The sequence below is a fragment of the Kitasatospora sp. NPDC092948 genome (assembly GCF_044754805.1).
Taxonomy (GTDB): Bacteria; Actinomycetota; Actinomycetes; order Streptomycetales; family Streptomycetaceae; genus Kitasatospora.
Genome location: NZ_JBIVPU010000006.1, coordinates 146,938 through 171,182, shown reverse-complemented (window position 1 = coordinate 171,182; position 24,245 = coordinate 146,938). Strand labels below are relative to the sequence as shown.

The 24,245-nt window shown below is 73.5% G+C and carries 16 protein-coding genes; 5 read left to right on the top strand and 11 right to left on the bottom strand.

Annotation, left to right across the window (positions count from 1 at the left end):
- Positions 1-9 precede the first annotated feature (9 nt).
- The 6 genes from ACIQF6_RS20175 to ACIQF6_RS20150 all read right to left on the bottom strand — a co-directional run bounded on the left by ACIQF6_RS20175 (position 10) and on the right by ACIQF6_RS20150 (position 9,136).
- The gene (locus ACIQF6_RS20175) at positions 10-1,962 is read right to left on the bottom strand and encodes a hypothetical protein (protein ID WP_400896773.1); all 1,953 of its coding nucleotides are present in this window, start codon (positions 1,960-1,962) and stop codon (positions 10-12) included.
- Entirely contained in the window at positions 1,959-5,687 is a 3,729-nt protein-coding gene (locus ACIQF6_RS20170) for a DUF5682 family protein (RefSeq protein ID WP_400896771.1), read from the bottom strand. Before ACIQF6_RS20170 ends, ACIQF6_RS20175 begins: the two co-directional genes overlap by 4 nt.
- The gene (locus tag ACIQF6_RS20165; RefSeq protein WP_400896769.1) at positions 5,684-6,817 is read right to left on the bottom strand and encodes an AAA family ATPase; all 1,134 of its coding nucleotides are present in this window, start codon (positions 6,815-6,817) and stop codon (positions 5,684-5,686) included. The genes ACIQF6_RS20170 and ACIQF6_RS20165 overlap by 4 nt, the downstream gene beginning before the upstream one ends.
- 187 nt (positions 6,818-7,004) lie before the next feature.
- Positions 7,005-7,595: a TetR/AcrR family transcriptional regulator gene (locus ACIQF6_RS20160; protein ID WP_400896767.1), complete on the bottom strand. Its 591-nt coding sequence runs from the start codon at positions 7,593-7,595 to the stop codon at positions 7,005-7,007.
- Between the two features lie 33 nt (positions 7,596-7,628).
- A complete protein-coding gene (locus ACIQF6_RS20155) occupies positions 7,629-8,591 on the bottom strand; it encodes a quinone oxidoreductase family protein (RefSeq protein ID WP_400896765.1) in 963 nt (320 codons plus the stop codon).
- 200 nt (positions 8,592-8,791) lie between these two features.
- Positions 8,792-9,136 carry a winged helix-turn-helix transcriptional regulator gene (locus ACIQF6_RS20150; protein WP_400896763.1) on the bottom strand — a complete coding sequence of 115 codons (345 nt, stop codon included), beginning with the start codon at positions 9,134-9,136 and terminating at the stop codon, positions 8,792-8,794.
- 97 nt (positions 9,137-9,233) lie between these two features.
- On the opposite strand from ACIQF6_RS20150, the gene ACIQF6_RS20145 reads away from it, so the two are divergent.
- From ACIQF6_RS20145 to ACIQF6_RS20135, 3 genes are all read left to right on the top strand, one after another.
- The gene (locus ACIQF6_RS20145; protein WP_400896761.1) at positions 9,234-10,127 is read left to right on the top strand and encodes an NAD(P)-dependent oxidoreductase; all 894 of its coding nucleotides are present in this window, start codon (positions 9,234-9,236) and stop codon (positions 10,125-10,127) included.
- A 123-nt stretch (positions 10,128-10,250) separates the two neighbouring features.
- A complete protein-coding gene (locus ACIQF6_RS20140) occupies positions 10,251-10,703 on the top strand; it encodes an NUDIX domain-containing protein (protein WP_400896759.1) in 453 nt (150 codons plus the stop codon).
- 170 nt (positions 10,704-10,873) lie between these two features.
- Complete coding sequence (locus ACIQF6_RS20135; RefSeq protein ID WP_400896757.1) at positions 10,874-12,049, top strand: alpha/beta hydrolase family protein; 1,176 nt, start codon at positions 10,874-10,876, stop codon at positions 12,047-12,049.
- A 32-nt stretch (positions 12,050-12,081) separates the two neighbouring features.
- Here the strand turns inward: ACIQF6_RS20135 and ACIQF6_RS20130 are convergent, their stop codons facing one another.
- The 3 genes from ACIQF6_RS20130 to ACIQF6_RS20120 all read right to left on the bottom strand — a co-directional run bounded on the left by ACIQF6_RS20130 (position 12,082) and on the right by ACIQF6_RS20120 (position 15,147).
- Complete coding sequence (locus ACIQF6_RS20130) at positions 12,082-12,813, bottom strand: response regulator (RefSeq protein WP_400896755.1); 732 nt, start codon at positions 12,811-12,813, stop codon at positions 12,082-12,084.
- On the bottom strand, positions 12,810-14,084 hold the full coding sequence (locus ACIQF6_RS20125) for a sensor histidine kinase (protein ID WP_400896753.1): 1,275 nt from the start codon (positions 14,082-14,084) through the stop codon (positions 12,810-12,812). Before ACIQF6_RS20125 ends, ACIQF6_RS20130 begins: the two co-directional genes overlap by 4 nt.
- A 136-nt stretch (positions 14,085-14,220) precedes the next feature.
- Entirely contained in the window at positions 14,221-15,147 is a 927-nt protein-coding gene (locus tag ACIQF6_RS20120) for an amidohydrolase family protein (RefSeq protein ID WP_400896751.1), read from the bottom strand.
- Between the two features lie 428 nt (positions 15,148-15,575).
- On the opposite strand from ACIQF6_RS20120, the gene ACIQF6_RS20115 reads away from it, so the two are divergent.
- Entirely contained in the window at positions 15,576-17,078 is a 1,503-nt protein-coding gene (locus ACIQF6_RS20115) for a tyrosinase family protein (protein WP_400896749.1), read from the top strand.
- Positions 17,079-17,275: 197 nt separating this feature from the next.
- On the opposite strand, the gene ACIQF6_RS20110 is transcribed toward ACIQF6_RS20115, so the two are convergent.
- Both ACIQF6_RS20110 and ACIQF6_RS20105 read right to left on the bottom strand, forming a co-directional pair.
- A complete protein-coding gene (locus ACIQF6_RS20110; RefSeq protein WP_400896747.1) occupies positions 17,276-20,974 on the bottom strand; it encodes a DUF4132 domain-containing protein in 3,699 nt (1,232 codons plus the stop codon).
- A 113-nt stretch (positions 20,975-21,087) separates the two neighbouring features.
- Positions 21,088-21,759, bottom strand: a complete 672-nt coding sequence (locus ACIQF6_RS20105) for a response regulator (protein WP_400896745.1) — start codon at positions 21,757-21,759, stop codon at positions 21,088-21,090.
- Positions 21,760-22,196: 437 nt separating this feature from the next.
- Between ACIQF6_RS20105 and ACIQF6_RS20100 the strand changes: the two genes are divergently transcribed.
- A complete protein-coding gene (locus tag ACIQF6_RS20100) occupies positions 22,197-24,158 on the top strand; it encodes an amino acid transporter (RefSeq protein WP_400896743.1) in 1,962 nt (653 codons plus the stop codon).
- The last annotated feature ends 87 nt before the right edge of the window (positions 24,159-24,245 follow it).

Here is a 24,245-nt window from a genome sequence, read left to right as displayed (position 1 = left end):
GTCGTCGTCTCACGGGCCCTCCGGCGCCTCCTCGTGCAGGTCGAGCGCCGTCAGGACGTGGATCGCGGCGTCGGCCCAGCGGGCGGGGGCCGGGTCGGCGGCGAGCGCGTCCAGGAGGGCCGCGGCGGTGCGCAGGCCGGCGCGGCGCAGGGTCGTCGCGGCGGGGGCGAGCTGGGCCGGGGAGGCCGTGTCGAGGCCGATGCGGGCGAGGTCGGCGAGGGCGGTACGGGCCTCGACCAGGGCGGCGGCCAGCGGGTCCGCCGGGGCCGGCGCGAGCAGGTCGAAGGGGCGCGGCGGGCCGGCGGGCGCCAGGTCGAGCGAGGTGAGGCCGCCGGCGTGACGGACGGTCAGCGGGTCCAGCACCGGCCGGCCCGCGACCTGGCGCAGCAGGCCGCTCACATGGGTGACCGGGCCGCGGGCCAGCGCGTCGGCGAGCGCGTCCAACCGGCCCGGGCAGTGCACGTCGTGCTCGGCGGACAGCAGCACCGCGTTGCCCGCCGGGTCGTACAGCACGACCTCCAGCCGCTGCCGGGCCGGGTCGTAGCCGACCGGGCCGACCTCCGCGACGGCCAGCACGTGCGCGTCCTCCGCCTCGATCCGGGGACGGATCAGCCTCGGCGGACGCCCCCGCAGCGAACGCAGATGGGCCGCCGCGTCGTCCAGCAGCAACGGGGCGGGCAGCGACGTCCAGGCGCCTCCGACGTCGGTGACGGTGGTCGTGCCGACCCGGCCGCGCCCGATGGCAACGGCCCGCCCGGCGCTGCGCGTGATCGACTCGCTGACCAGGTTCGCGGCCGCCAGCGCCCGCACCGGCTGGCCGAGCACCCGCCGCCCCGCCAGGTCCGCGCCCGTCCCCGCCCCACCGTCCGTCAGCCGCCAGTGCTTGCGCAGCACCAGGACGATCCCGGCGTCCGGCTGGGCGAGATAGATCGCCGCCGTGCGCTCCTGCTCGCCGCGGCCGGTGATCCGGCAGCCCAACGAGACCAGCCGGGAGCGGCGCAGCGGAGTCACCGCGCTCTCGCCCACCCCCGTGGCAGTCGCCCGGTCGGCGGCCCGGTCGCGGGCGCACAGCTCCGCCAGCAACTCGGCCACCCGGTCCGGGTCGTAGTGCGCGGCGCGGTCCGCGTACGCCGCCAACCGGTCGCGCAGCTCGCCCAGCGCCGCAGCCGGCCAGTGCGCCGACCGGGCCGCCGACTCGGCCTCCGCCCGGGCGAGTTGCGCCACCAGCACCGGCCCCGCGGCCGCCGTGCCGGCCCGCAGCAGCTCCGCCACCAGGGCCGTCGCCGCCACCGCCGGTTCGGCGGCCTCCCGCGCCGGACCGCCGCCCACCGTGCGCGGCACCCCGGACGGCGTGCCGTCGGCGTCCGCCGCCCGGAACGCCCACACCGCGAGCGCCACCTGCTCGCCGTGCCGGTCCGAAGTCGCGCCGCTCAGCGCGAAGTTCAGACTGTGCGGGACGGGGAACCGGACCGTGGAACCGGCCAGCTCCACCGCCGGCGCCGACTGTCCGCCACCCCCGTCGCCCATCCGGAGCACCGTCGCCCGGAACCCGCGCTCCCACACCCGGCGCGCCGCCGCCACCGCCGACCGGCCCACCGCGGCCAGCACCGCCGCATCGTCGAACTCACCCGGAGACCACGGAAGTTGCACCTCCGGCCCGGCCGCCGACGGGACGTGGTCGGCCTGATACGCCAGCACCAGACCCACCAGGTGCCGACACACCCCGGGCGCGGCACAACTGCACTGGCCCGCCTCCAGCATCGCGCCCGCCGGCAGCCGGGCCGCGACACCGTCCGGGAACGCCCCCGAGACCGCGCCGTCGGCCGCCACCTCCACCACCGGCCCGTCACCGGCGGCGAGTTCACGCGCCGCCCGCTTCACCAGCCCGCGGTTGGCCAGCGTCGCGAGCGTGTCGGCGTCCAGCGCCAACAGGTCGGAACGCACCGCGCCGACGCCCGTCACCGCCCCACCTTCTCCGCCACGAACTCCGCCAGCCGCCCGGGCGTCATCGCCCCCACATGTGCCCCCAACGCCGCCAACCGGCCCGCGAGTTCGCGGTCATACACCGGATCGGCCTCCTCGTCCAACGCGGCCAGCCCGAGGACCGTGCTGCCCTGCTCGACCAACATCCGCACACCGCGCGCCAGTCGGGCCGGATCACCGCCCTCGTAGAAGTCGGTGACCAGCACCACGATGCTGCGCCGCGGGTTGTCCAACAGACCCGCCGCGTAGTCCACCGCCTTCGCGATGTCAGTGCCGCCGCCCAGTTGGACCCGCATCAGCAGCTCCACCGGATCCGCCACGTCCGCCGTCAGATCGACCACCGCCGTGTCGAACGCCACCAGGTGGGTGCGCAGCCCCGGCAGGTTCCACAGACAGGCCGCCGTCACCGCCGAATGGATCACCGACCCGGCCATCGACCCCGACTGGTCGACCAGCAGCACCAGTTGCCACTGCTCCAGGGTGCGGCGCGAACGGGTGTGGAAGTACGGCCGCTCGATCAGCAGCCGCCGCCGCTCAGGCTGGTAGTGCGCCAGATTGGCGCGCACCGTCGAACGGAAGTCGAAGTTCCGGGCCAACGGCACCCGGCTGCGCCCCGGCGCGCGGGCGCCGGTGAACGCCCGGCGCAGCTCCGGCCGCAGGCGAGCCAGCAGGTCACGGACCACCGCTTCCACCAACTTCCGGGCCAGCGACAGCAGTTCCGGGTTCATCAGGTGCTTGGTGCGCAGCACCGCGCGGAGCAGGGCCGGGCTCGGCTCGACCCGCGACAGCACCTCCGGGTCGGTCACGATCTCGTCGATGCCGTACCGCTCCACCGCGTCCCGCTCCAGGCGCTCCACGGTCTCCTTCGGGAACAGCCGGTGGATGTCCTCCAGCCAGTCCACCGCGGTCGGTCGGGACGGCCCGTTCCCGCCCTCGCGCGATGCGGGCACGCCCTGCCGCACCCCGCGCCGACCCGCCTCCGGGTCGCGGCCGTACAGCCACTCCAGCGCGCCGTCCTGCTCGGCGGCCCGCCCGGACAGCGCACCGGCCCACCGCTCGGCGGGCGAGCCGAGGATCAGCCGCCAGCGCTCCAGGCCCTCGTCGGGCAGCGCGGGCGCCGCCACCGGGGCGGCAGCAGAAGCAAGTTCGGCCACCACGACCGCGGCCGCGGCCGGAGTCGAGGACGAGGGGGCGAGGCCGTGCCGTCCGAGCAGGTCGGAGACGGACTGTTCCAGCGCGGCGGCGCGCGCCAGCTGCAACGGCGCGGCGCCGGTACGCAGCAGCGCGCGTGCCGAACCGCCGCGACCGCGACGGGCCAGCAGACGGACGGCGATCCGTTCGCGTTCGCGCGGCGGGAAGAACGCGAACGCCTGCCGCAGGGCGGGCAGTCCGCGCAGGAACTCGTCCGCCGCCAGCCCGGTGACGATCACGTCCAGGGCGTCGAACAGCGACGGCCGGTCGGCGGTGCCCAGCTCCGGGCCGGCCAGCTGCTCCCGCGTCAGCGCGAACAGCCCGGCCAGCCAGTCGCCGAGGCGGGCCGGATCGGACGCCAACGCCGTTGCCCGGCGGGAGATTTCGTCAATGTCGGGCGGTTGGTGGGCGGTTTCGTCGATGTTGCGCGGTTGGTGGGTGATCTCGTCGATGTTGCGCGGTGGGTGGGCGGATTCGTTGACGTCGAGCCGTCGGTCGGTCGACGGGAGTGACCAGCGCAGGCCGAGGGCCGCGCCGCGCAGATCGGGAGGGGCGGCGGGGTCGGCGGCGATTCGGTCGGCGGCGGTGGACACGGCCGACCAGGGGACGGGGAGCATCCGGGCGGCGTGCCGCAGGGCGTCGCGGGCGGCGACCATCGCGCGCAGCCGGCCCGGATCGACGCCCGCTCCGCCGTGCAGCCCCTCCGCCAGCCAGAGCACCCGCCGGAACGCCGCACCCAGCACCGCGCCGAGCCGCTCGTCCGCAGCCACCCCGTACACCCGGTCGTGCCGCCACAGGTCCAGCGACGTCGCCAACACCTCGCCCACCGCGCCGAGTTCGGCCACCACGCCGACCCGTGCGGCGAGCGTGTCCAGCAGCTCGGCCGTGAGCGCACCCGCCCCGCACAGCACCGCGTCGAACAGCAGCCCGGCGAGGGCGTCCGGCCCCGCATCCGCGTCCGCCGCCCGCTCGGCCAGCGCCACCGCCGCCGCATCGGGCAGCCGCGCCCCGTACGCCCCCGCCTCCACCAGCGCGGCATCCCGGCGGTGCGCCCAGCCGCCCGGCGCGGGCTCCCAGCGCTCGACGAACACCGGATCGCCGCCACCCGTCGGACCGCTCTCCCGGACATGGCCCGGAACGCCCAACACCCGCAGCTGGTGCAGGAATCGGCTCCGCGCCAGCTGCGCCGGATCGGTCAGATCGACGTCGACGGCCCGACCGAGGACGATCCCGCAGCTCTCCTGCCGGGCGGCGACATCGTGCACCAGCGGCGGCGCGGGCGTGCCCGGGTGCAGCCGGCCCCGCCGCTCGCCCGTGCCGGCCGCGACCATCGCCCGCACCAGCGGATCGGGCCCCGCGCCCGGGCGCAGCCGCCCCTGCCACGGCAGCGGCTGCTCCAGTGCCTCGCCGATCAGCGTCCCGGCCAGCCCGTCCAGCACGTCAGCCCGGGACCGCACCCGGTGGCCGCGCATCATCGCCAGACCGTCGGCCAGCGTCCGGGCCGCGATCAGGTCCGCCGTCGACACCACCTGCCGTGCCCCGCGCAGCCGCTGCACCACCTGCCCGGTCAGCGCGTCCGCCGCGCCCTCCGCGCCGCGCTCCCAGAGCAGTTGGTAGTAGCCGGGGGACGGCATGCCGGACTGGTAGCCGCCGAACGCGTCCAACTGGGCGAACGAGTACGGCACCAGGTAGCTCCCGCCGACCGCGCCGTCCGGCGGCTGCGGAACCTCCGGCCAGCCGTCTGTGGGCTGCGGAGCCTCCGCTCGGCTGTTCGTGGGCTGCGGAGTCTCCGGTCGGTCGTCCGCCGGCTGCGGGACCTCCGGTCGGTCGTCCGCCGGCTGCCCCTGTGCGACCAGGGCGCGCAGCGCAGGCGTGTGGAAGCCGCCGGTGACCACCAGCACCGGGCGGCCGTCGGAGTGGGCGAGCGCGGCGCGGACCCAGGACGCCATGTACGCCTCGCGGGCCGCGTCGCCCGGATCGGCCGCCGCATCGCCGCGCACCAGCGCGAAGTAGGCGTCCAGGCGGTCGGCCAGGCCGTCCGGGTCCGGCAGCTCCACCAGGCCGTCCCACAGGGTGTCCACGGAATCCGCGTGGAAGGCCCGGCACAGCCGCTCGGTGGCCTCCGCGTACCGGGCCTCCGCGTCGGCGAAACGGTTCGTCAGCGGCAGCTCCCGGGCGGTGAACGCCCGGTGCCAGGCCGGCAGGTCGATGAACCGGACCTGCGCCCCCGCCGCCCGGCCCGCCGTCAGGGCCACCCACTCCGGCGAGTAGTCGCACAGCGGCGCCCAGGACGTGGCGGTGCGCTCCTCGTCCCGGTAGTGCGAGAACACCGCGACCGGCAGCCGGTGGCCGAGCAGCAGCTCGTCCAGCCGGGTGTTGAAGTCCGCCGGGCCCTCGATCAGCACCTGACCGGGCCGCAGCTCCGCGATCGTCCGCTCCACCAGCGCGGCGCACGCGGGGGAGTGGTGCCGCACCCCGAGGAACACCGCCCTGGCGTCCGGCAGTTCCTTCACCGGTCGGCCAACAGGTGCCGGGCGTCGTACAGTTCACGCCATCGGCCACCGCTGCGGCGGCCCGCCTGCTGCTCCAGGAAGCGGCGCAGCCGGGCCAGGTCGTCGGGGCTGTCCTTGGCGGCGGTGCCGGCCAGGCACGTCACCAGGTCCTCCGCGCTGCCGCTCTCACCGCGCAGGAACCAGCCGCGCACCCCGACGGCGTGCGCCACCGACACCGCCTCGGCGGTGCTCAGCACCGCCGAACCACGGCCGCCGCCACCGCTCTCCGCGCCGGACCGCAGTTCGCGGAAGGTCGAGACCAGCACCTCCAGCAGGTCCCGGTCCGGGGGCGGTTCGACGCCGGAGCGGCGCAGCAGCGCGGCCGACTCGGCCTCCACCAGGGCGACTTCGGTGCTCAGGTCGGCGATCGGGAACACCGTCTCGAAGTTGAAACGGCGCTTGAGCGCGGCGCTCATCTCGTTGACGCCCCGGTCGCGGGTGTTCGCGGTGGCGATCACGTTGAACCCGGCGCGGGCGAACACCATCCCGTCCGGCCCGTCCAACTCCGGTATCGCCAACACCCGTTCGGACAGCAGCGAGAGCAGGCAGTCCTGCACCTCCAGCGGACAGCGGGTGATCTCCTCGAACCGGACGACCCGCCCCTCCGCCATCCCCTTCAGCATCGGCGCGGGCACCAGCGACCGCGGCGACGGGCCCTCCGACACCAGCAGGGCGTAGTTCCAGCCGTACTTGATCTGGTCCTCGGTGGTGGCCGCGCCGCCCTGCACCGTCAGGGTGGACGTGCCGCTGACCGCCGCCGCGATCAGCTCCGACAGCAGCGACTTCGCGGTGCCCGGCTCGCCCACCAGCATCAGCCCGCGGTTTGTCGCCAGCGTCACCAGCGCCCGCTCGACCAGCGCGCTGTTCCCCACGAACTTCCGGCTGATGCCCGCCGATTCGTCGCCCACCACGAACCGGCGGGCCGCCCGCAGGCTCAACTCCCAGCCCGGCGGCCGCGGATCGCGGTCCGAGGCCCGCAGCGCCGCCAACTCCTCGGCGTACCGCACCTCGGCGGGCGGTCGCTGAAGCCCCGGCCGCCCGGCCTCGGCCGGACGCTCGCCGACGCCACGACTCTTCCCGACAGCCGCCACTGCTCTGCACCTCTTTCCCGTCGCCGTGATCGAACCGGTGATCGTTTCGACTCGGTCGACGGTACCCGGTCGGGCCGACAGGCCCCGCGAGAGGCGCAAGGGGCGCAAGGGGCGGCGCAACGAGTGCAGGGGTGCAGGGGGTGCTCGACGACCCGGCGGGTCAGGGGCGCTGCGCGCGGCGGGCGGGTCAGCGGGTGGCGCGCAGGCGGGCGAGGCCACTGTCGAGGGCGGCCTCCAGGTGGTCGGAGTCGCCGGTGGTCATCAGGATCAGCACGCCGCCCTGGAGCCCCGCCAGCAGCGCCGCGGCCTCCCGATCGGCGTCCAGGTCCGGTGCGATCGCCCCGTCCGCCTGCATCTGCCGGATGCCGACGGCGAGTTGGCGCTGCCACCGGGTCAGTAGCTCGCGGGCCACCGTCCGGGTGGCGTCCGTGACTCCGCCCAGCTGGGCGAGCGCCGTGTGGAGCGGGCAGTCGCTGCCCTGGGTGCGGTACCGGGTCAGCACCTTGTCGCGCCACCGCTGCCAGGCGTCCCAGGAGGTGAGCGACCCGAGTTCGGGCTGCTGGTCCTCGATCACCCGGTCCGCCTCGTGCCGGGCCACGGCCAGCAGCAGGTCGTCCTTGCCACCGGGGAAGTAGTGGAAGAGCTGACTCTTGCTGGTCGCGGTGCGCGCCATCACGTCCTCCAGGCGCACCGCGAACACCCCGAACTCGCGGATCTGCTCCGCCGCGCCGGCGACGATGCGCTGCCTGGTCGCGACGCCCTTGCGGGTCAACGACATGGATCCCTCCCGGTGCGTCCTCGGGGCAGTCTCTCAGGGAACGAGGATCAACTTGCCGGTGGTACGCCGCGATTCGATGTCGGCGTGCGCCCGGGCGGCCTCGGCGAGCGGGTACCGGCCGGTGATCCGCAGCGTCAACTGCCCACCGCGCACCAGGTCGAACACCTCGCCGGTCCGCCGCACCAGCGCCTCGCGGTTGGCGACGTGGTGGTGCACGACCGGGTACGTCAGCAGGATGCTGTTCGGCAGGTCGGTGGGCCGCAGCATCGGCACACCCATGAACGGGCCGTAGTACGCGTGCACGCCGTGCGGCCGCAGTGCCAGCTGGGAGGAGCGGAAGGTCTCCGTGCCGCCGCCGTCGTAGACCACGTCCGCGCCCCGGCCGCCGGTGAGCTCCCGCACCCGGTCCTCGAACCCGGCCCCGGAGTGCACCAGCACGTGATCGGCGCCGACCTCCTTCGCGATCGCGGCCTTGTCCTCGCGGGAGACCAGTCCGATCACCGAACCGCCGCGCGCCTTTACCAGCTGGGTCAGCAACTGGCCCACCCCGCCGGCCGCCGCGTGGACCACCGCCGTGTCACCCGGGCCGATCGGATACGTCTCGGTGCTCAGGTGGTTCGCTGTCAGGCCCTGCATCAGCAGACCGCCGGCCACCTCGTCCGACACCCCGTCCGGCACCTTCACCAGCGATGCCGCCGGAACGGCCAGCAACTCGGCGTAGCTGCCCGGGTGGTAGAACCACGCCACCCGGTCGCCGACCGCGAACTCCGCGACGCCCGCACCGAGCGCCGTCACGTAACCCATCCCCTCGGCCCCCAGCACCACCGGCGCCGCCCAACCCGGCCCGCCCAGCGCCCGCGCTCCGGTGTCCAGGTAGTTGACGCCGGCCGCACCCAGCCGCACCAGCACTTCGCCGGGGCCCGGCACCGGGTCCGGCAGCTCGGTCCACCGCATGACCTCGGGGCCGCCGTGCTCCTCGATACGGATCGCATGCATGGGGTGACACCTTCCTGTGGGGCCCGCCGTCCGGGCACAACCAGCACGTTAGGGAGACGAAAATGGACCAACAAGTCCAGAAGTCCCCGCGTACTGCGGGCCGTTGCGCGCGGCGGGCCGGCGACGGCCACGCCCGGTGGGTCGGCGACGGCTGCGCCCCGTGGATCGGTGACGGGTGCGCCCCCGTGGGTCGGCGACGGCTACGCCCGGCGGGCCTGCCGCTCGCGCGCCCAGTCCGCCAGCGGTCGGAGCGCGTCGTTGAGCCGCCGGCCGTCCTCGGTCAGCGAGTACTCGACCCGGGGCGGCACCTCCTCGTACGAGACCCGGCGCACCACGCCGTCCGCCTCCAGTTCGCGCAGATGGGAGGCCAGCACCTTCTCGGTGACCCCCGGCAGCAGCCGGCGCAACTCGCCGAAACGGCAGCACGGTTGCTCGTGCAGCGCCCACAGGATCAGCACCTTCCACCGGCCGCCGATCACCTCCATCGCGGAGTCGATCCCGCAGACGTGTCCCTCCGGCGTGCCCGGCCGGTTCAGCGTCGTCATGCCCCACCCCTTCCGACGTGCTCACTCACCCCGGGGTAACCACCCACCTCGAAGTGCGTACTTGATCACCTCCGGGCCCTGGACCAGCCTAAACGGCATGGCACAGAACACCGTTGACACCGTCCCCTCGAACACCCCCGTCACCCTGCTCGGCCTCGGCACCATGGGCACCGCACTGGCCCGCGCCTGGCTCGCCGCCGGCCACCCCGTCACCGTCTGGAACCGCACCCCGGCCCGCGCCGCCGCCCTCGCCCCGGAAGGTGCGACCGTCGCCGGCACCGCCGCCGAGGCGGTCGCCGCGAACACCCTGGTCGTGGTCTGCCTGCTCGACGACACCTCGGTCGGCGACGTCCTGGCCGGGACCGACCTGACCGGCCGCGACGTCGTCAACCTGACCACCAGCACCCCCGCCCAGGCCCGGGCCCGCGCCGAGTGGGTCCGCGCGCGCGGCGCCCGCTACCTGGACGGCGGCATCATGGCCGTCCCCCCGATGGTCGGCATCCCGCAGGCCGGCGGCTACGTCTTCTACAGCGGCCCGCGCGACGTGTTCGACCGTCACCGCACGGCCCTCGCCGTCCCGCTCGCCACCACCTACGTCGGCGAGGACCCGGGCTTCGCCGCCCTGCACGACGTCGCCCTGCTCAGCGCCATGTACGGGATGCTGGCCGGCGCCGCGCACGCCTTCGCCCTGATCCGCAAGGAGAACATCGACCCCGCCACTCTCGCGCCGCTCCTCGCCGACTGGCTCACCGCGATGGCCCCCTCCGTCCACCAGAGCGCCGAACACCTGCGCACCGGCGACTACACCACCGACGTCGTCTCCACCCTCGCCATGCAGGTCGCCGGAACCCCGACCTTCCTCGCCACCGCCGAAGAACAGGGCGTCAGTCCCGAACTGCTCACCCCCTACTTCGACTTGATGCGCCGCCGCCTCGCCGAGGGCAGCGGAGAGGAGGACCTCACGGGCGTGATCGACCTGCTGCTGCGCTGACCGGGCGAGGGCGGGCCGCTCCGCCCGGTCGCGGACCGCTCCGCGTCGGTCAGGTGTTCCGTGGTCCGGAGGTGCGCCCGCGAGGCCGATAATCGGGCGAGCGCATCGACGGAGGGTGAACGCATGAAGAAGGTCGCCGTGAAGCTGTGGCGGATCATCCGGGGGCCGATGCAGTGGCGCGTGCTGTGGCTCTGGCACTCGAAGTTCATGGTCGGGGTCACCGGCATCGTCCGCGACGGCGAAGGCCGAGTGCTGCTGCTGAAGCACCGGATGTGGCCGGAGGGCCGGCAGTGGGGCCTGCCCAGCGGCTACGCGAACAAGGGCGAGAGCTTCGAGGACACGGTCGTGCGGGAGGTCCGGGAGGAGACCGGGCTTGCGGTGAAGGTCGGCGAACTGGCCTACCTGAAGAGCGGGTTCAAGCTGCGCATCGAGGTCGCCTACGAGGCGCTGTTCGTCGGCGGGGAGCTCGAGGTCGAGTCGTTCGAGATCCTGGATGCCCGATGGTTCTCCCCGGACGACCTCCCCGAAGGCCTTCAGGAGCTGCACCGGAAGCTGATCCTCCGCCAACGTCCCTGACCCGGGGCGCGCACACTCCCGTACGAGGGCGTCGGTCGACCCCGGGGCTTCGGCTCGGGAGGCGGAGGTGGTCCGCCTGTGGGCGGAGCGCGGGTCCGCCCGGGAGCGGACGTTTCGGTCCGCTTCGGGGCAGACGTCAAGTGCCTTATCCGCAGCCTAAGTTCAGCGGCATGACCAGTATTCGCCGGGCGGCCCTGACCGCCGCACTCGCCCTCGTTCTGCCGCTGCCGATCGTCGCCGCGGCCCCCGCTTTCGCCTCCGCTCCGACGTCGTCCGCCGCGGCCCCCGCGTCGGTCGGGGCGGCGGTCTCGCTGCCGCGCCCGACCGGACCGTACGCGGTCGGGCGGCAGGTGCTGCACCTCGTCGACCGGAACCGGCAGGACCCGTGGGTGCCGTCCGCGGGAGCCCGGCAGCTGATGGTGTCGATGTACTACCCGGCCCGGGCCGGCAGCGGGACGCCCGCGCCCTACATGACCACCGAGGAGGCCCGGCTGTTCCTGGAGGCGAAGGCCCCGAACGCGGGCCTCTCGCCCGAGGCGCTGGCCTCCGTCGCCACCTGGGCGCGGACGGACGCCCGCCCGGCGGAGGGCCGGTTCCCGCTGGTGCTGCTCTCGCCCGGCTTCACCTTCCCGCGGGCCGTGTTCACCGGCATCGCCGAGGACCTGAGCAGCCGCGGGTACGTCGTGGCGCTGATCGACCACCCCTACGAGTCCTCGGGCGTCACCCTCCCGGACGGCAGGACGCTCCCCTGCGCCATCTGCGACCAGCCGCCGGAGGGCGGCCCGGCGGCCATCGCCGAGAGCCGGGCGAAGGACGCCTCGTTCCTCATCGACCGGCTGACCTCGGACGATTCGCCGTGGAAGTACGCCCGCCTGATCGACCGCCGGCGGATCGGCATGGCCGGACACTCCATCGGGGGCGACGCCGCCGCCACGACCATGGCCGCCGACAGCCGGGTGCGCGCCGGGGTCAACATGGACGGCACGTTCTTCGCGCCGGTCCCGGCCACCGGCCTGGGCGGGCGGCCCTTCCTGCTGCTCGGCGCCGGGTTCGACGAGGCACCGGGCATGGACCCCAGCTGGGACAAGGCCTGGTCCCGCCTGGACGGGTGGAAGCGCCGGCTCACCGTGGCCGGGGCCCAGCACGGCACCTTCAGCGACCTGATGCTGATCGCCCGGGCCGTCGGCCTGCCCGACAAGCCCGGAGCGATCGACCCGGAGCGCGGAGTGGCGATCACCCGGACGTACCTCGGCGCCTTCTTCGACCTCCAGTTGAAGGGTAAGCCGCAGCCGCTGCTGGACGGGCCGTCCCCGGACCAGCCGGAGGTCACCGTCCAACTGCCGTAGCGGAACCGGCCGGTGTCCCCGTTCGGGAGTGTTCATCCGCCCGGGGACACCAGGCCCGCGTCGTACGCGGCGATGACCAGATGGACGCGGTCACGGGCATCCAACTTGGCCAGCAGCCGGGCGACATGGGTCTTCGCGGTGGCGGGGGCGATGAACAGCTCCTCGGCGATCTCGGCATTGGACAGGCCCCGCCCGACCAGCGTCAGGACTTCGAGCTCGCGCCCGGTGATCCCCGGCAGGCTGCGCTTCGGCGCGGCCGGTGCGGGCCGGTCGGTGAGATCGGCGATCAGCCGACGGGTGACGCTCGGCGCGATCAGCGCGTCGCCCGCGGCGACCACCCGGATCGCGGCGAGGATGTCCACCAGCGCCATGTCCTTGACCAGGAAGCCGCTCGCGCCGGCCCGCAGCGCGGCGTAGACGTTCTCGTCGTCGTCGAACGTGGTCAGCATCAGCACCCGCGGCACCGGGTCGGCAGCGCCGGAGGTGAGCAGCCGGGTCGCCTCGATCCCGTCCATACCGGGCATCCGAATGTCCATCACCACCACGTCGGCACGCACCTCCGCCGCCCGCCGGACGGCCTCGGCGCCGGTGGACGCCTCGCCCGCGAGCTCCAGGCCGGGGACGTGGGCGATGGCCATGCCCAGCCCCGCGCGCACCAGTTCCTGGTCGTCGGCGAGCAGCACCCGGATCACCGGCTCGACGCCCTCGACGCCCTCGGTGGAGGTGGTGGAGGTGGAGTCGGTGGAGGTGGAAGAGGCCTTCATACGGGCAACCTGGCGGCGACCCGGAAGCCGCCCTCGGGACGGGAGTTGGCGGTGAACCGGCCGTTCAGCAGGGCGACCCGCTCGCGCATCCCGGGGATCCCGTAGCCGGTTCCGTCGGTGCGGTGACCGGCCGCCCGGTCGGTTGCTCCGCCGGCTGCCCGGTCAGCTGCCCGGTCGGGCGTCTGGCCGGGCGTCTGGTCGGACGTCCGTTCGGGTGTGCGACGGCAGCCGTCGTCGAGTACCTCGATGGTCAACTCCTGCTCCTCGTAGGCGATGTGCACTTCGCAGCGGTCGGCGCCGGCGTGCCGCAGCACGTTGGTGACCGACTCCTGGACGATCCGGAAGGCGGCCAGGTCGATCTCGGGCGGCAGCGGGCGGGGCTGTCCCTGCCACTGCACGTCCACCTCGACACCGGCCTGGGCCATGCTCGCCGTCAGCCGGTCGACGGCCTCAAGTCCGGCGAGCGGCACGGCGATCGACTGGTCGCCGTCGGTTTCGGCGTGCCGCAGCGAGACGAGCATCCGGCGCAGGCCGGACAGCGTCTCCCGGCTGGTGGCTTCGATGGTGTTCAGGGCCCGGCGCGCCCCGGCCGGCTCCGCGTCCAGCACCAGGCTCGCCGCGCCGGCCTGGATCGCGATCACGCCGATGCTGTGCGCCACCACGTCGTGCAACTCCCGGGCGATTCGCAGTCGTTCGACGGTGATCGCCTGGCGGGCGGCGTGGGCCCGCAGCTCCTTGGTGTAACGGCGTTGCTGGCGTATCGAGTTGCCGATCGCCCACGGGATCGCGAGGCCGGCCGCGAACGCCGCGGCGCTGCTCGCGAGGTCGCCGAGATCCGCCGTGCCGAGCCCGAACGCCATCTCCCGGCCGAACCAGAAGGCGAATTCGGCGAGCCCGGCGAGCACCGAGACCCGGCCGGGACGGACCGCCGCGAGGTAGCCGAGCAGGGCGTCCATCGCGATGAACAGCGGCCACGTCCGCTCACCGAGCAGCAGGGCGACCGCCGATTCGGCCAGCAGCACCCCGAAGACCTGGGTCGGCCACCGCCGGGCCCAGCAGACCGGCAGCGCCAGTGCCACTGCCAGGGCCGCCCGCAACCCGAGCTCCAACACGAAGGGCGGGCGCCGGAGCCCGAAGGGCGGGGCCATGTCGAAGGTCGTCGACATGAACAGCAACAGGGCGAACTGCCCGGCGGCGCACCAGGTCAGCACCGTCCAGACGCCCGACGGCAGTCGCCTCAGCCATGGTGCGCGCGGCACGTCCCGATCCATGCGGCGATGGTAGCCAGTCGTCCGCAGCCGGTCGTCCGCCTACGGCATACACCCGCCGTCCGCCTGCGGGTGTATGCCGTAGGCGGACGGCGGACGACTGGCAGGCACCCGTAGACGGACGGCGGGGTTGGCGCGGTCAGCGGCCGAACAGCTTCGCGGCGTTGTGGTGGCAGACCGCGCGCAGCCAGTCGGATCCGAGCTCCAGGCTTTCCAGTGCGCGGAGTTGATGCAGGTACGGGTAGGGGATGTTCGGGAAGTCCGTGCCGAGCAGGATCCGGTCGCCGAGGTCGGCGAGCCGCGGCAGCGAGGCCCGGGGGAACGGCATGAAGCTCTCGGTGAAGTCGGTGAACGCCATGGTGGTGTCCAGGTGCACCTGTGGGTACCGCTCGGCGAGGTCGAGGAACGCGTCGTACTCGGGCATGCCCAAGTGGGCGACGATCAGCCGCAGTTGCGGGTGCCGGGCGAGCACCCGGGCGGCGGACTCCGGTCCGGTGAACCGGCCGGGCGCCGGCCCGGAGCCGCAGTGCATCACCACCGGGACGCCCGCCTCCGCCAACATGCCCCACGCCGCCCGCAGTTGCTCGTCCGCCGGGTCGTAGTCGCCGACTTGGACGTGCGCCTTGAACACCCGGGCCCCGGCGTCCAGGGCCTCACGGACATACGCGCCGGTGTCGGGTTCGGGGTACAGGGTGGCCGTGTGCAGGCAGTCCGGGGTGCGGCGGGCGAAGTCGACGGCCCAGTCGTTCAGCCACCGGGCCATGCCCGGCTTGTGCGGGTAGAGCATCGAGGTGAACGCCAGGACACCGAACTCCCTTAGCATGGCCGTGCGTTCGGTCTCCTCGGTGCGGTAGGTGATCGGCCAGGCCAGTCCGCCGACCAGCGGGCCGTTGGCGTCGAAGTACTCCCACACCTTGCGCAGCACCCGTTCCGGCATGAAGTGGGTGTGCACGTCGATCAGCCCGGGCAGCCCGAGCCCGCCCCAGAACCGGCGCACCTCGGCCGCCTCGGTGCGGAACTCCTCGCCCAGCGGCTCGACACTGTGCGGCTCGTGGCGTGAACTCACCTGAACTGCCCCTCTCGTGAACGTGCGGAACATCCGAAGCACGCGAAACCGGATCAGCGTATGCCGCGCCCGGCTCCGGCCCGCGCCCGCCCTCGGCTCCGGCTCCGTCGACCACCCGCGCCCGCCTTCGGCCCGCGCCCGGTTCCGGCCCGCGTCCGCCCTCGGGCCGCGTTCCGCCGACCACCCGCGGGCCCGGGACGGGTGCTACGGCCGGACGGGGACCCGGGCGTTCCTCCGTCCGGCTGCGCCCTGTGCGGACCAGCCTGCCTGGCCGGCGGCCGCGGGCCCTCCGAGCATGGACTCTGTGCGTCGATCGCGCAGCCACCTCCGCGAGTGCTCGGCCACCCGGAGCGGCTGATGCGACCGCCCGGACGGCTGCACCGCGCAGCCCGTACCGTCACTCCCGTTCGGAGCCCAGCGGAGGAAGCATGGCCACGACCCCAGGAAGCCCGACCACCGATCAAGTCGTCGCAGCGCCCACCTATCTGGCGGACATCCGCTTCTTCTTCCGGCCCGAGGACGTCGACCACATGGCCGCCAAGGGGATCGAGCTCGGAACCTACGACGGGGTGAAGAAGAACGCGCTCGCCATTCTCGCGCAGACCTCGCCGCCGAACGCCCAGATGCCCCCGGACCAGGCCGGGAAGTGGAGCACCGACCGCGTCCAGACGTTCAAGAACTGGATCGTCAACGGCTACCCCCTGGGTACGGCGACCGGCGGCGGGCCCCCGGCGGGCGGACCGGCCCCGACCAGACTGCGCAAGGACGTCACCACGCTGACCGACGCCGAGTTCACGCTGCTGAAGACCGCGTTCAGCGGCCTGATGGCCCGCGACCCCGCGGCGGCGGACAGCTACTTCGCGCTGGCCGGGCAGCACGGGCTCCCGCAGAGCTGGTGCCTGCACCACGAAGACCGGTTCAACCCCTGGCACCGTCAGTACCTGATCGAGTTCGAGGACGCGCTGCGTTCCGTCCCGGGCTGCGAGACGGTGACGCTTCCCTACTGGGACATCACGACCGACCTGCCGGACCGGCTCCAGCACCCGCCGCTCGACCAGTACGTCCTGCCGGCCGATCCCGGCGCCAACGCGACGCCGCAGCCCGTCACCGGGTACTTCCCGTACACGACGCAGCGGTTCTCCGTCGCGACCATCACCCAGAACGTGAAGGACTTCGGGGTGCTGACCGACATCGCCACCTCGTTGACCCAGTCGCTGTGGGGCTCGTACAACGTCAACGGGTACCAGGACTTCTCGATCCAGGCCCACGACGGCGGCCACGGATCCATCGGGCCGACCATGGCCGACCAGAACGTCTCGTCGTTCGACCCGGTGTTCTGGTTCTTCCACTGCAACATCGACCGCCTCTGGCTGAGCTGGCAGACCCGCGCCCAGGCGACCACCCTGACCGGCTTCCGGTCCACCCTGGGCACCGACACCGGCTGGCTCACCGCGCCGTTCAACGCCCTGCCGCCGTTCACCACGACCGCCGACCAGACGATCGGGACGACGGTCTCGTACGACCGGTTGGACGTACCCGGGCCCGCGGAGAGCGCCATGGAGAACCTGACCGGAAGCACCGACGCCGCCAGCCCCTTCGCGTTCCGCAGTGCCGACCCGGTGTCGGTGCGGGTGAAGGGCATCGACCGGCTGAACATCCCGGGGTCGTTCGTCGTGACGCTGCTCGCCGACGGCGAGCCGGTCGCGAAGCGCTACTTCTTCCAGCCGAAGACCCCGCGGAAGTGCCCGACGTGTGTGAAGCACGGCATCATCAACCTCGACTTCCGCTTGCCGCAGGAACAACTCCAGGACCGGACGCTGTCCGTCCGCATCGACGTGCCCGGCCACTCCGAGGAGATCGGCACCGCGTTCCCGCTCGCACAGGCCGGCAACCCCACCGTCAACGCCCGGCTGCTGGTGCAGGACGCGTAGCCGCCGGCGGAGTCGCCTTCGTCCTGCTGCCCCTGCCTGCCTGCCTGCCTGCCTGCATGCCTGCCCGGCCCTGCCTGCCCGGCCCTGACCGGTCGGCCCGGCCCCGTCCGGCACGGCACGGCGCGCGGACCGAATCGGACCGAATCGGACCGAATCGGACCGGGCGGGCGGGCTTGTCGCGGCCCCCGGAGGGGTGCTCAGTCGGCGGTCAGTTCCTCCAGGTCGGCGAGGAGTTCGGAGGCGGTCACGGCGTCCAGGTCGGCGAACCGTTCCAGGTACTGGCCGCTCGGCCGGTAGTCGTACGCCCGGGTGTCCACCCACACTGCGCGGAAGGTCTGCTCGGCGGCTTCGGCCACTGCGCCGACGTAGATGCCCGGTTCCAGGTCGATCACCAGGTGCCGGCCGTTCGGCAGCGGCTTGTGGAACCAGCACTCCACGCCCGCGTCCTGCGGCTCGCCGCGCTGCCAGCCGCGCTTGGTCAGGCCCAGCAGGCGACCCACGGGGACCTTCGCCCCCTCGAAGCGGTGCAGCCGGTGCCCCGCCTCCTCCTCCGCCGTCAGCGCGACCACCGGACGGGCCAGCTGACGGAACGGCTGCAGCAGCTCGTAGTCGGCGAACAGCTCGGACCAGGCAGCCAGGTCGTCGCCCAGGTGCAGCGGGTGGGCGAGCCGGACGTCGGCGTCCTCGGGAAGGGTGAACGCCTCGTCGTGGACGTCGGCGAAGGTGCGGTCCTCGGCGACCCGGAAAGCGGTTTCCGCAGTCGTCCAGACGAACCGCCGGACCAGGTGCCAGAGCAGCGGATGGCCGACCAGCAGGGTGCGGAACTCGGCCGCCGTCCAGCTCCGCCCGGCGAGCATCGCGGCCTCCAGCCGGTGCAGCTGATCGCCCGCCAGCGTCCGGACGTCCTTCTTCAGCGCGGCGAAACGCTTGCGCTCGGCCGGGGCGAGCGCCGGATCGTCCGACGCGCCCGGCGCGGGCAGATCCTTGCGCCGCTTGCCGGCCGCGTCCACCACGAACGGGCGCAGCTGCTCGTCGAAGCCGACCGTGAACGTCCGGGCGCCGTAGTCGATGACCGTCGTGCCGTCCGCGTCCAGCCCCAGGTCCGGCACCAGCCGGTCGCCGAGCTGCTCACCCGACAGGCCCAGCGTCTCCGCGATTTCGGCGATCTTCTCCTGGGCCCGCGACTTCAGCGCCTTGAACTTCACCCGCTGCGCGATGCCGTGCAACTGCATCAGCGCGACGTCGCTGCCGATCGCCGCCAGCACGTCCAGGCCCTCCACCGCCCGGTGGTGCGCGCCCGCGCCCGGCCACTCGCGCAGCACCGGCGCCAGCCGGCGCGCGGCCTCGTCGTCGCCCCACTCGCCCAGCACGTACAGTGCCCAACTGTCCGCCGCGGGCATCCCCGCCTGCCGCCACTGCTCGAACAGCGCCCAGGCGAACGCGGCCGCCGACTCCGGCCGCAGCAGTTCCGTCACCAGCGGCAGGCCCGGGTACGGGTCGCGCAGCTTCGACAGCGCCATCATGGTCACCACCTGACGCACCGCCGACCGCGGCAGCGCCTTGCCCGAGGACAGCACCAGCTGCGGCAGCGCACCGAGCAGCAGCCAGTCCGGGAACTCCGGCATCCGCGCGGGCAGCGCGTTGACCAGCGGGTCCGCGCTCAACGCCTCCGCCACCACGGCCGCCACCGCCTCGCCGTAACGTTCCTGCACCGCCGCGATCAGCACGTCCGCGCCCTGGTCCGCCGCGACCGTCCGCAGCGCGCTCTCCGCCGCCGACCGGGCCCGGCCCGCCTTGCCGACCGCATTCGGCACCACCAGCAGCGCACCCGGGAGACCGTGCCGGACGAACCACGAACGCGCCGTCGCCCGGTGCGACTTGAGCCGGACCAGGGCATCCGCCATCACCCCCGCCACGGTGACGTCGCGGAACGGCAGCAGCAGCGGCACCACGTGCCCCGGCTGGGCCTTCGCCGCGTCGTGCAGCAACGGCAGCGCGGCCAGCCCGAACCGGGCCACCACCGGGCGCAGGCTCTCCGCCGCGTTCCAGTACTCGCCGGGACGCCAGTCGGCCACGTACCGGTCCACCACCTCGGCCGGGCCGTGGGCCAGCAGCTGCGCGCCGTACCAGAGACCACCGGACATGGTCAGGTACGCCTCCGCCTCCTTGGCCCAGTCGAACGCCGCGCCGAAGGTCCACGGGGACGGCCGGCCGACGCTCCACTGCTCCGACTCGCCCGCCTTCCAGAGCAGTTGGGCGGTGTCGTCGGCGGCGACCCCGGTCAGCACCTTCGGCTTGCGGGTGGGGCGCGGACGCGTCCACGGCGGCGAGGTCAGCAGCTCGGGCAGCTCGGCCGTCGCCGCCTCCGGCAATTGCTGCTCCGGGGAGACCAGCGAGGCGGCGAACCCGGCGGTGTCGGCGTCGAGTCGGGCCAGCACCTCGGGCAGCTGCGCACCGAGCGAGCCGAGATGACTGACCAGCAACTGCCGGGCGCTCGCGGCCTCCTGGCCCGTGTGCTGCCGCGCGAACTCCGCCAACAGCCGCACCGCGCGCACCGGGAAACGGCGCATCGCGTGCAGCATGGCCGGCCGGACGTGCCGGTCGGCGATCCGGCCGAGCAGCACCCGGAACACCTCGTCACCCGGGAAGTCGGCCATCTGGAGCGTCAGTTCGCGCACCCGGTCGCCCTCGTACTGGTTCCCCAGCGCGACCTCGAACAGCGGTACGCAGGCGGAGCCCACCGCGTCGGCCAGGGTGGGCAGTTGGCTGGGCGGCCAGTCGACCCACCGGCGGAACGGATACTGCGCGAACCGTGCGACCTGCTCCGGCGTGCCGAACGAATGCAGCAGCAGGGTGTGCGCAACGTTGCCCAGCCGGTCGCGCGTCGACAGCTGGTCCAGGCACTTGTCCACCCAGCCCGGCACCTCCGGTGCCAGGTAGGCGATCACCGTCCGGCGCGGCCAGGTGGTCCGGAGCATCGCCAACTCGGCCAGCACGGAACGGTATTCGGACTCCTCGGCGGCTGCCAGCGCCTGCCGTACCCCCCGGGCCAGCGTGAACGCGAACTCCGACTCCGGCAGGCTTCGGTAGGCCGGTCCGCCTGCGGAAAGCGCGGTCCGGTGGCTGTTCGGGCGGGTGCCGTCCGCGTCGAAATCAAAGGACTCGACTGCGGCGCGGGCCGCGAAACCCAGCCCGAACCGGGCGATCCAGGAGTCCACCACCTCCTGGAAGCCGCCCCGCTGCCAGGTCTCGCGCAGCAGCGCCGCGACCACGGCCGCCCCGGCCGGGTCCGGCAACCCCCGCAGGTGGGCGCGGGCGGCCCGCACCAACTGCCGGTCGGACTTCGGGTCTTCGAGTACCTGCTCGATCCGGGACTCGTTCCTGGCGACCCGCAGCGACTCCCGCTCCTCGGCCGCCGCCGCGTCCACCGGCGGCCGTGCAGGCCCGACCGGCACACCGCCACCGCGGCGCGGAACCACCAGCGGACGCCAGGACTGCGGCAGCACGAACGGGCCGTCCTCGTCCGGCAGTTCGGCGAACTCGGCGTCGTCGAGGCCCGCCAGGTCCTCGGCGTCCCGGGCATCCGCGACGGCGCCCGCGTCCGCGCCCGCGACGGCGTCCGCGCCCGCGAGGGACTGCTCGGCGGTCGGAGCGGTTGCGGTCGCGGGGGCCGGCGGCGGAGCGTCGGCGGCCCCGGTCTCCAGGTAGCCCTTGCGCTCCTTCTCCGCTACCAGCTTCGCCAGGTGCGCCTCGGCGGCGGCCGGGTCCGCAAACTCCTTGACCTGGACGCGTCCCGCGGTGCCGATCCGCCCGTAGCGGACCTGCACGGACGCGCCGTCGGCCGCCGCCTCCCAGAACTTCGCCGAACCGTTCCCGACCAGCTCCCAGCGCCGCACTGTTCCTCCAGACCCGATGGCTTCGGCCGGCCGCCACGGTCGGCCGGCCACCCGGAGGGAACCCTAGCGAGCGCCCCCGACACCACCGCCCGCCGAGCGGGGACGTCCGGGGATCAGGCGCGGTCGGACGCGTGCGCGCCCAGCGTCTGGGTGGCGATCACCGCGGCCTGCACCCGGCGCTCCACGCCGAGCTTGGCCAGCAACCGGGAGATGTGGTTCTTGACGGTCTTCTCGGCGAGGAACACCCGCTCGCCGATCTGCCGGTTGGTCAGTCCCTCCCCGATCAGCGCCAGGATCTCCCGCTCCCGCTCGGTCAGGTTGGGGAAGTCGGGGGCGGGCGCCGGGGCCTCGCCGCGCAGGCGGGCCATCAGTCGGGTCGCCGCGCCCGGGTCGAGCATGGACTGGCCGGAGGCGACCGTGCGGATCGCGGTCACCAGGTCGGTGCCGCTGATCTGCTTGAGCACGTAGCCGGCCGCGCCCGCCATGATCGAGTCGAGCAGCGCCTCCTCGTCGTCGAACGAGGTGAGCATCAGGCAGGCGAGTTGCGGCATCCGTGAACGCAACTCCCGGCAGACCGAGACACCGTCGCCGTCGGGCAGCCGCATGTCGAGCACCGCGACGTCCGGACGCAGCGCCGGCACCCGGGCGAGCGCCTGTTCGACGGTGCCGGCCTCGCCGACCACGTCCAGGTCGGGCTCGGAGTCCAGCAGGTCGTGCACCCCGCGGCGGACCACCTCGTGGTCGTCCAGCAGGAACACCCTGATCGGTGCCGAACCCTCGGACATGGCAGTAACTCTCCTCGCGCAAATCGCGGACGCCCGGACCGGCGTCCGGACGCAGACACCCCGCAGTCTGCCCAACCGTACCCGGCGGCCGACACCGGCAGCCGCCTCCGACCGGCCCCCGTCGAGGGCCGGTCGGCCCTTGACAGGCAACGTCCGGACGTGCTCGAACCGTCCGGGCCGCCGGGGCGTGGAACGGCCGGGAAACCGCGGCGTCCGACCCGGCGCACCCCCGGTGGCCTGGGCAAACGGCTCGCCAAGACCGCCCCAACAGGATGTCAAGCAGCGTGGACCGGTGCCGGGCTGGGCAGATGGGGGACGTTACGCTCCAGCCTGCCCTGGACGGTGGCGGAGGTGACCTACATTGACGTGGGAGTCCGCCCGGTGGGCCGGAGCATCCGGCGGCCCGGGGCTCCCGACCTCGCGACAGGAGCAACACTGTGGTCGATTCCGCCCCCGCGGACGCCGGCTCAGCGCGGCAGCGCCTGCGCGCCTGGCTGCTGGAAGGCCTGTCGGACATGGCCAAGCAGCACCCCGGCCCGCACGCCCAGGCCACCGACCAGCAGCACGGACAGCGCTGGTGGCGGGTGATGTGCCTGACCGGCCTGGACTACTTCTCCACCCTCGGCTACCAGCCCGGCATCGCGGCCCTCGCCGCCGGCCTGCTCTCCCCGATCGCCACCATCGTGCTGGTCGCCGTCACCCTGCTCGGCGCCCTGCCCGTCTACCGGAGGGTCGCCCAGGAGAGCCCGCACGGCGAAGGCTCGATCGCGATGCTGGAACGGCTGCTGTCGTTCTGGAAGGGCAAGCTCTTCGTCCTCGCCCTGCTGGGCTTCGCCGCCACCGACTTCCTGATCACCATCACCCTGTCCGCCGCCGACGCCACCGCCCACCTGGTGGAGAACCCGCACCTGAACAGCGTGCTCAGCGGCCACCAGGTGGTGATCACCCTGCTGCTGGTCGCACTGCTCGGCGGCGTCTTCCTGAAGGGCTTCAGCGAGGCGATCGGCATGGCGGTCGTCCTGGTCGCGGTGTACCTCGCACTGAACGTCGTGGTGGTCGCGGTCGGCCTGTGGCACGTGATCACCGCCCCGTCGGTGATCACCGACTGGACGCACGCCCTCAGCGTCGAGCACGGCAACCCGATCGTGATGATCGGCGTCGCCCTGGTGGTCTTCCCCAAGCTCGCGCTCGGCCTGTCCGGCTTCGAGACCGGCGTCGCCGTGATGCCGCACATCGAGGGCGACCCCGACGACACCGAGGCCCGGCCCACCGGACGCATCCGCGGCGCCCGGAAGCTGCTCACCACCGCCGCCGTGATCATGAGCTGCTTCCTGATCACCACCAGCTTCATCACCACGCTGCTCATCCCCGCCGACGACTTCAAGGCCGGCGGCCCCGCGAACGGCCGCGCCCTTGCGTACCTGGCCCACCACTACCTGGGCAACGCCTTCGGCTCGGTCTACGACCTGTCCACCATCGCCATCCTGTGGTTCGCCGGCGCGTCCGCGATGGCCGGACTGCTCAACCTGATGCCCCGCTACCTGCCGCGCTACGGCATGGCCCCGCACTGGGCCCGCGCGGTGCGCCCGATGGTGCTGGTGCTCACCGCGATCGCCTTCCTGGTCACCTGGCTGTTCGACGCCAACGTCGACAAGCAGGGCGGCGCGTACGCGACCGGCGTGCTGGTGCTGATCACCTCCGCGGCCATCGCCGTCACCATCGCCGCCCGGAAGGCCCGGCAGCATCGGTGGACCGTCGGCTTCGCGATCATCGCCGCGGTGTTCGTCTACACCACCATCGTCAACATCGCCGAACGCCCCGACGGCGTGAAGATCGGCGCCTGCTTCATCGCCGGCATCGTGCTGGTCTCGCTCGCCTCCCGGCTCGCCCGCTCCTTCGAACTGCGCGTCACCGACGTGCAGTTGGACGAGGTCGCGGAACGCTTCGTGCGGGACACCGCACACCGGACGATCCGCCTGATCGCCACCAAGCCGGCCACCCGCAGCCTCGCCGAGTACCGCGACAAGGTGCACCGGATTCGCGCCGACTACGACATCCCGGTCGAGGACGACCTGGTGTTCGTCGAGGTCACGGTGCTCGACCCGTCCGACTTCGAAGTCGAACTGAAGGTCCGCGGCGAGGTGCTGCACGACCGCTACCGGGCGCTGACGCTGGAACACTCCAGCGTGCCGAACGCGCTCGCCGCGATACTGCTGCACGTGCGCGACACCACCGGCGAACTCCCGCACATCTACTTCGAGTGGACCGAGGGCAGCCCGTTCGCCCAGTTCCTGCGGTTCTTCCTGTTCGGTCAGGGCGAGGTCGCCCCCGTCACCCGCGAGGTGCTCCGCGAGGCCGAGCCCGACCGCAGCCGGCGCCCGCGCGTGCACGTCGGCTAGCACGGGCAGGGCGACCGACGCGGGCGGGTCGGGCGGCACACGCAGGTCGGGGGGCACGGACAGGTCGGCCGGCACACGCAGACCGGC

Excerpts from the sequence above, each read along its gene's own strand:
- ACIQF6_RS20160 (WP_400896767.1), bottom strand. The coding sequence starts at position 7,595 with ATGTCGTTGACCCGCAAGGGCGTCGCGACCAGGCAGCGCATCGTCGCC.
- ACIQF6_RS20155 (WP_400896765.1), bottom strand. The coding sequence starts at position 8,591 with ATGCATGCGATCCGTATCGAGGAGCACGGCGGCCCCGAGGTCATGCGG.
- ACIQF6_RS20150 (WP_400896763.1), bottom strand. The coding sequence starts at position 9,136 with ATGACGACGCTGAACCGGCCGGGCACGCCGGAGGGACACGTCTGCGGG.
- ACIQF6_RS20145 (WP_400896761.1), top strand. The coding sequence starts at position 9,234 with ATGGCACAGAACACCGTTGACACCGTCCCCTCGAACACCCCCGTCACC.
- ACIQF6_RS20140 (WP_400896759.1), top strand. The coding sequence starts at position 10,251 with ATGAAGAAGGTCGCCGTGAAGCTGTGGCGGATCATCCGGGGGCCGATG.
- ACIQF6_RS20135 (WP_400896757.1), top strand. The coding sequence starts at position 10,874 with ATGACCAGTATTCGCCGGGCGGCCCTGACCGCCGCACTCGCCCTCGTT.
- ACIQF6_RS20130 (WP_400896755.1), bottom strand. The coding sequence starts at position 12,813 with ATGAAGGCCTCTTCCACCTCCACCGACTCCACCTCCACCACCTCCACC.
- ACIQF6_RS20125 (WP_400896753.1), bottom strand. The coding sequence starts at position 14,084 with ATGGATCGGGACGTGCCGCGCGCACCATGGCTGAGGCGACTGCCGTCG.
- ACIQF6_RS20115 (WP_400896749.1), top strand. The coding sequence starts at position 15,576 with ATGGCCACGACCCCAGGAAGCCCGACCACCGATCAAGTCGTCGCAGCG.
- ACIQF6_RS20105 (WP_400896745.1), bottom strand. The coding sequence starts at position 21,759 with ATGTCCGAGGGTTCGGCACCGATCAGGGTGTTCCTGCTGGACGACCAC.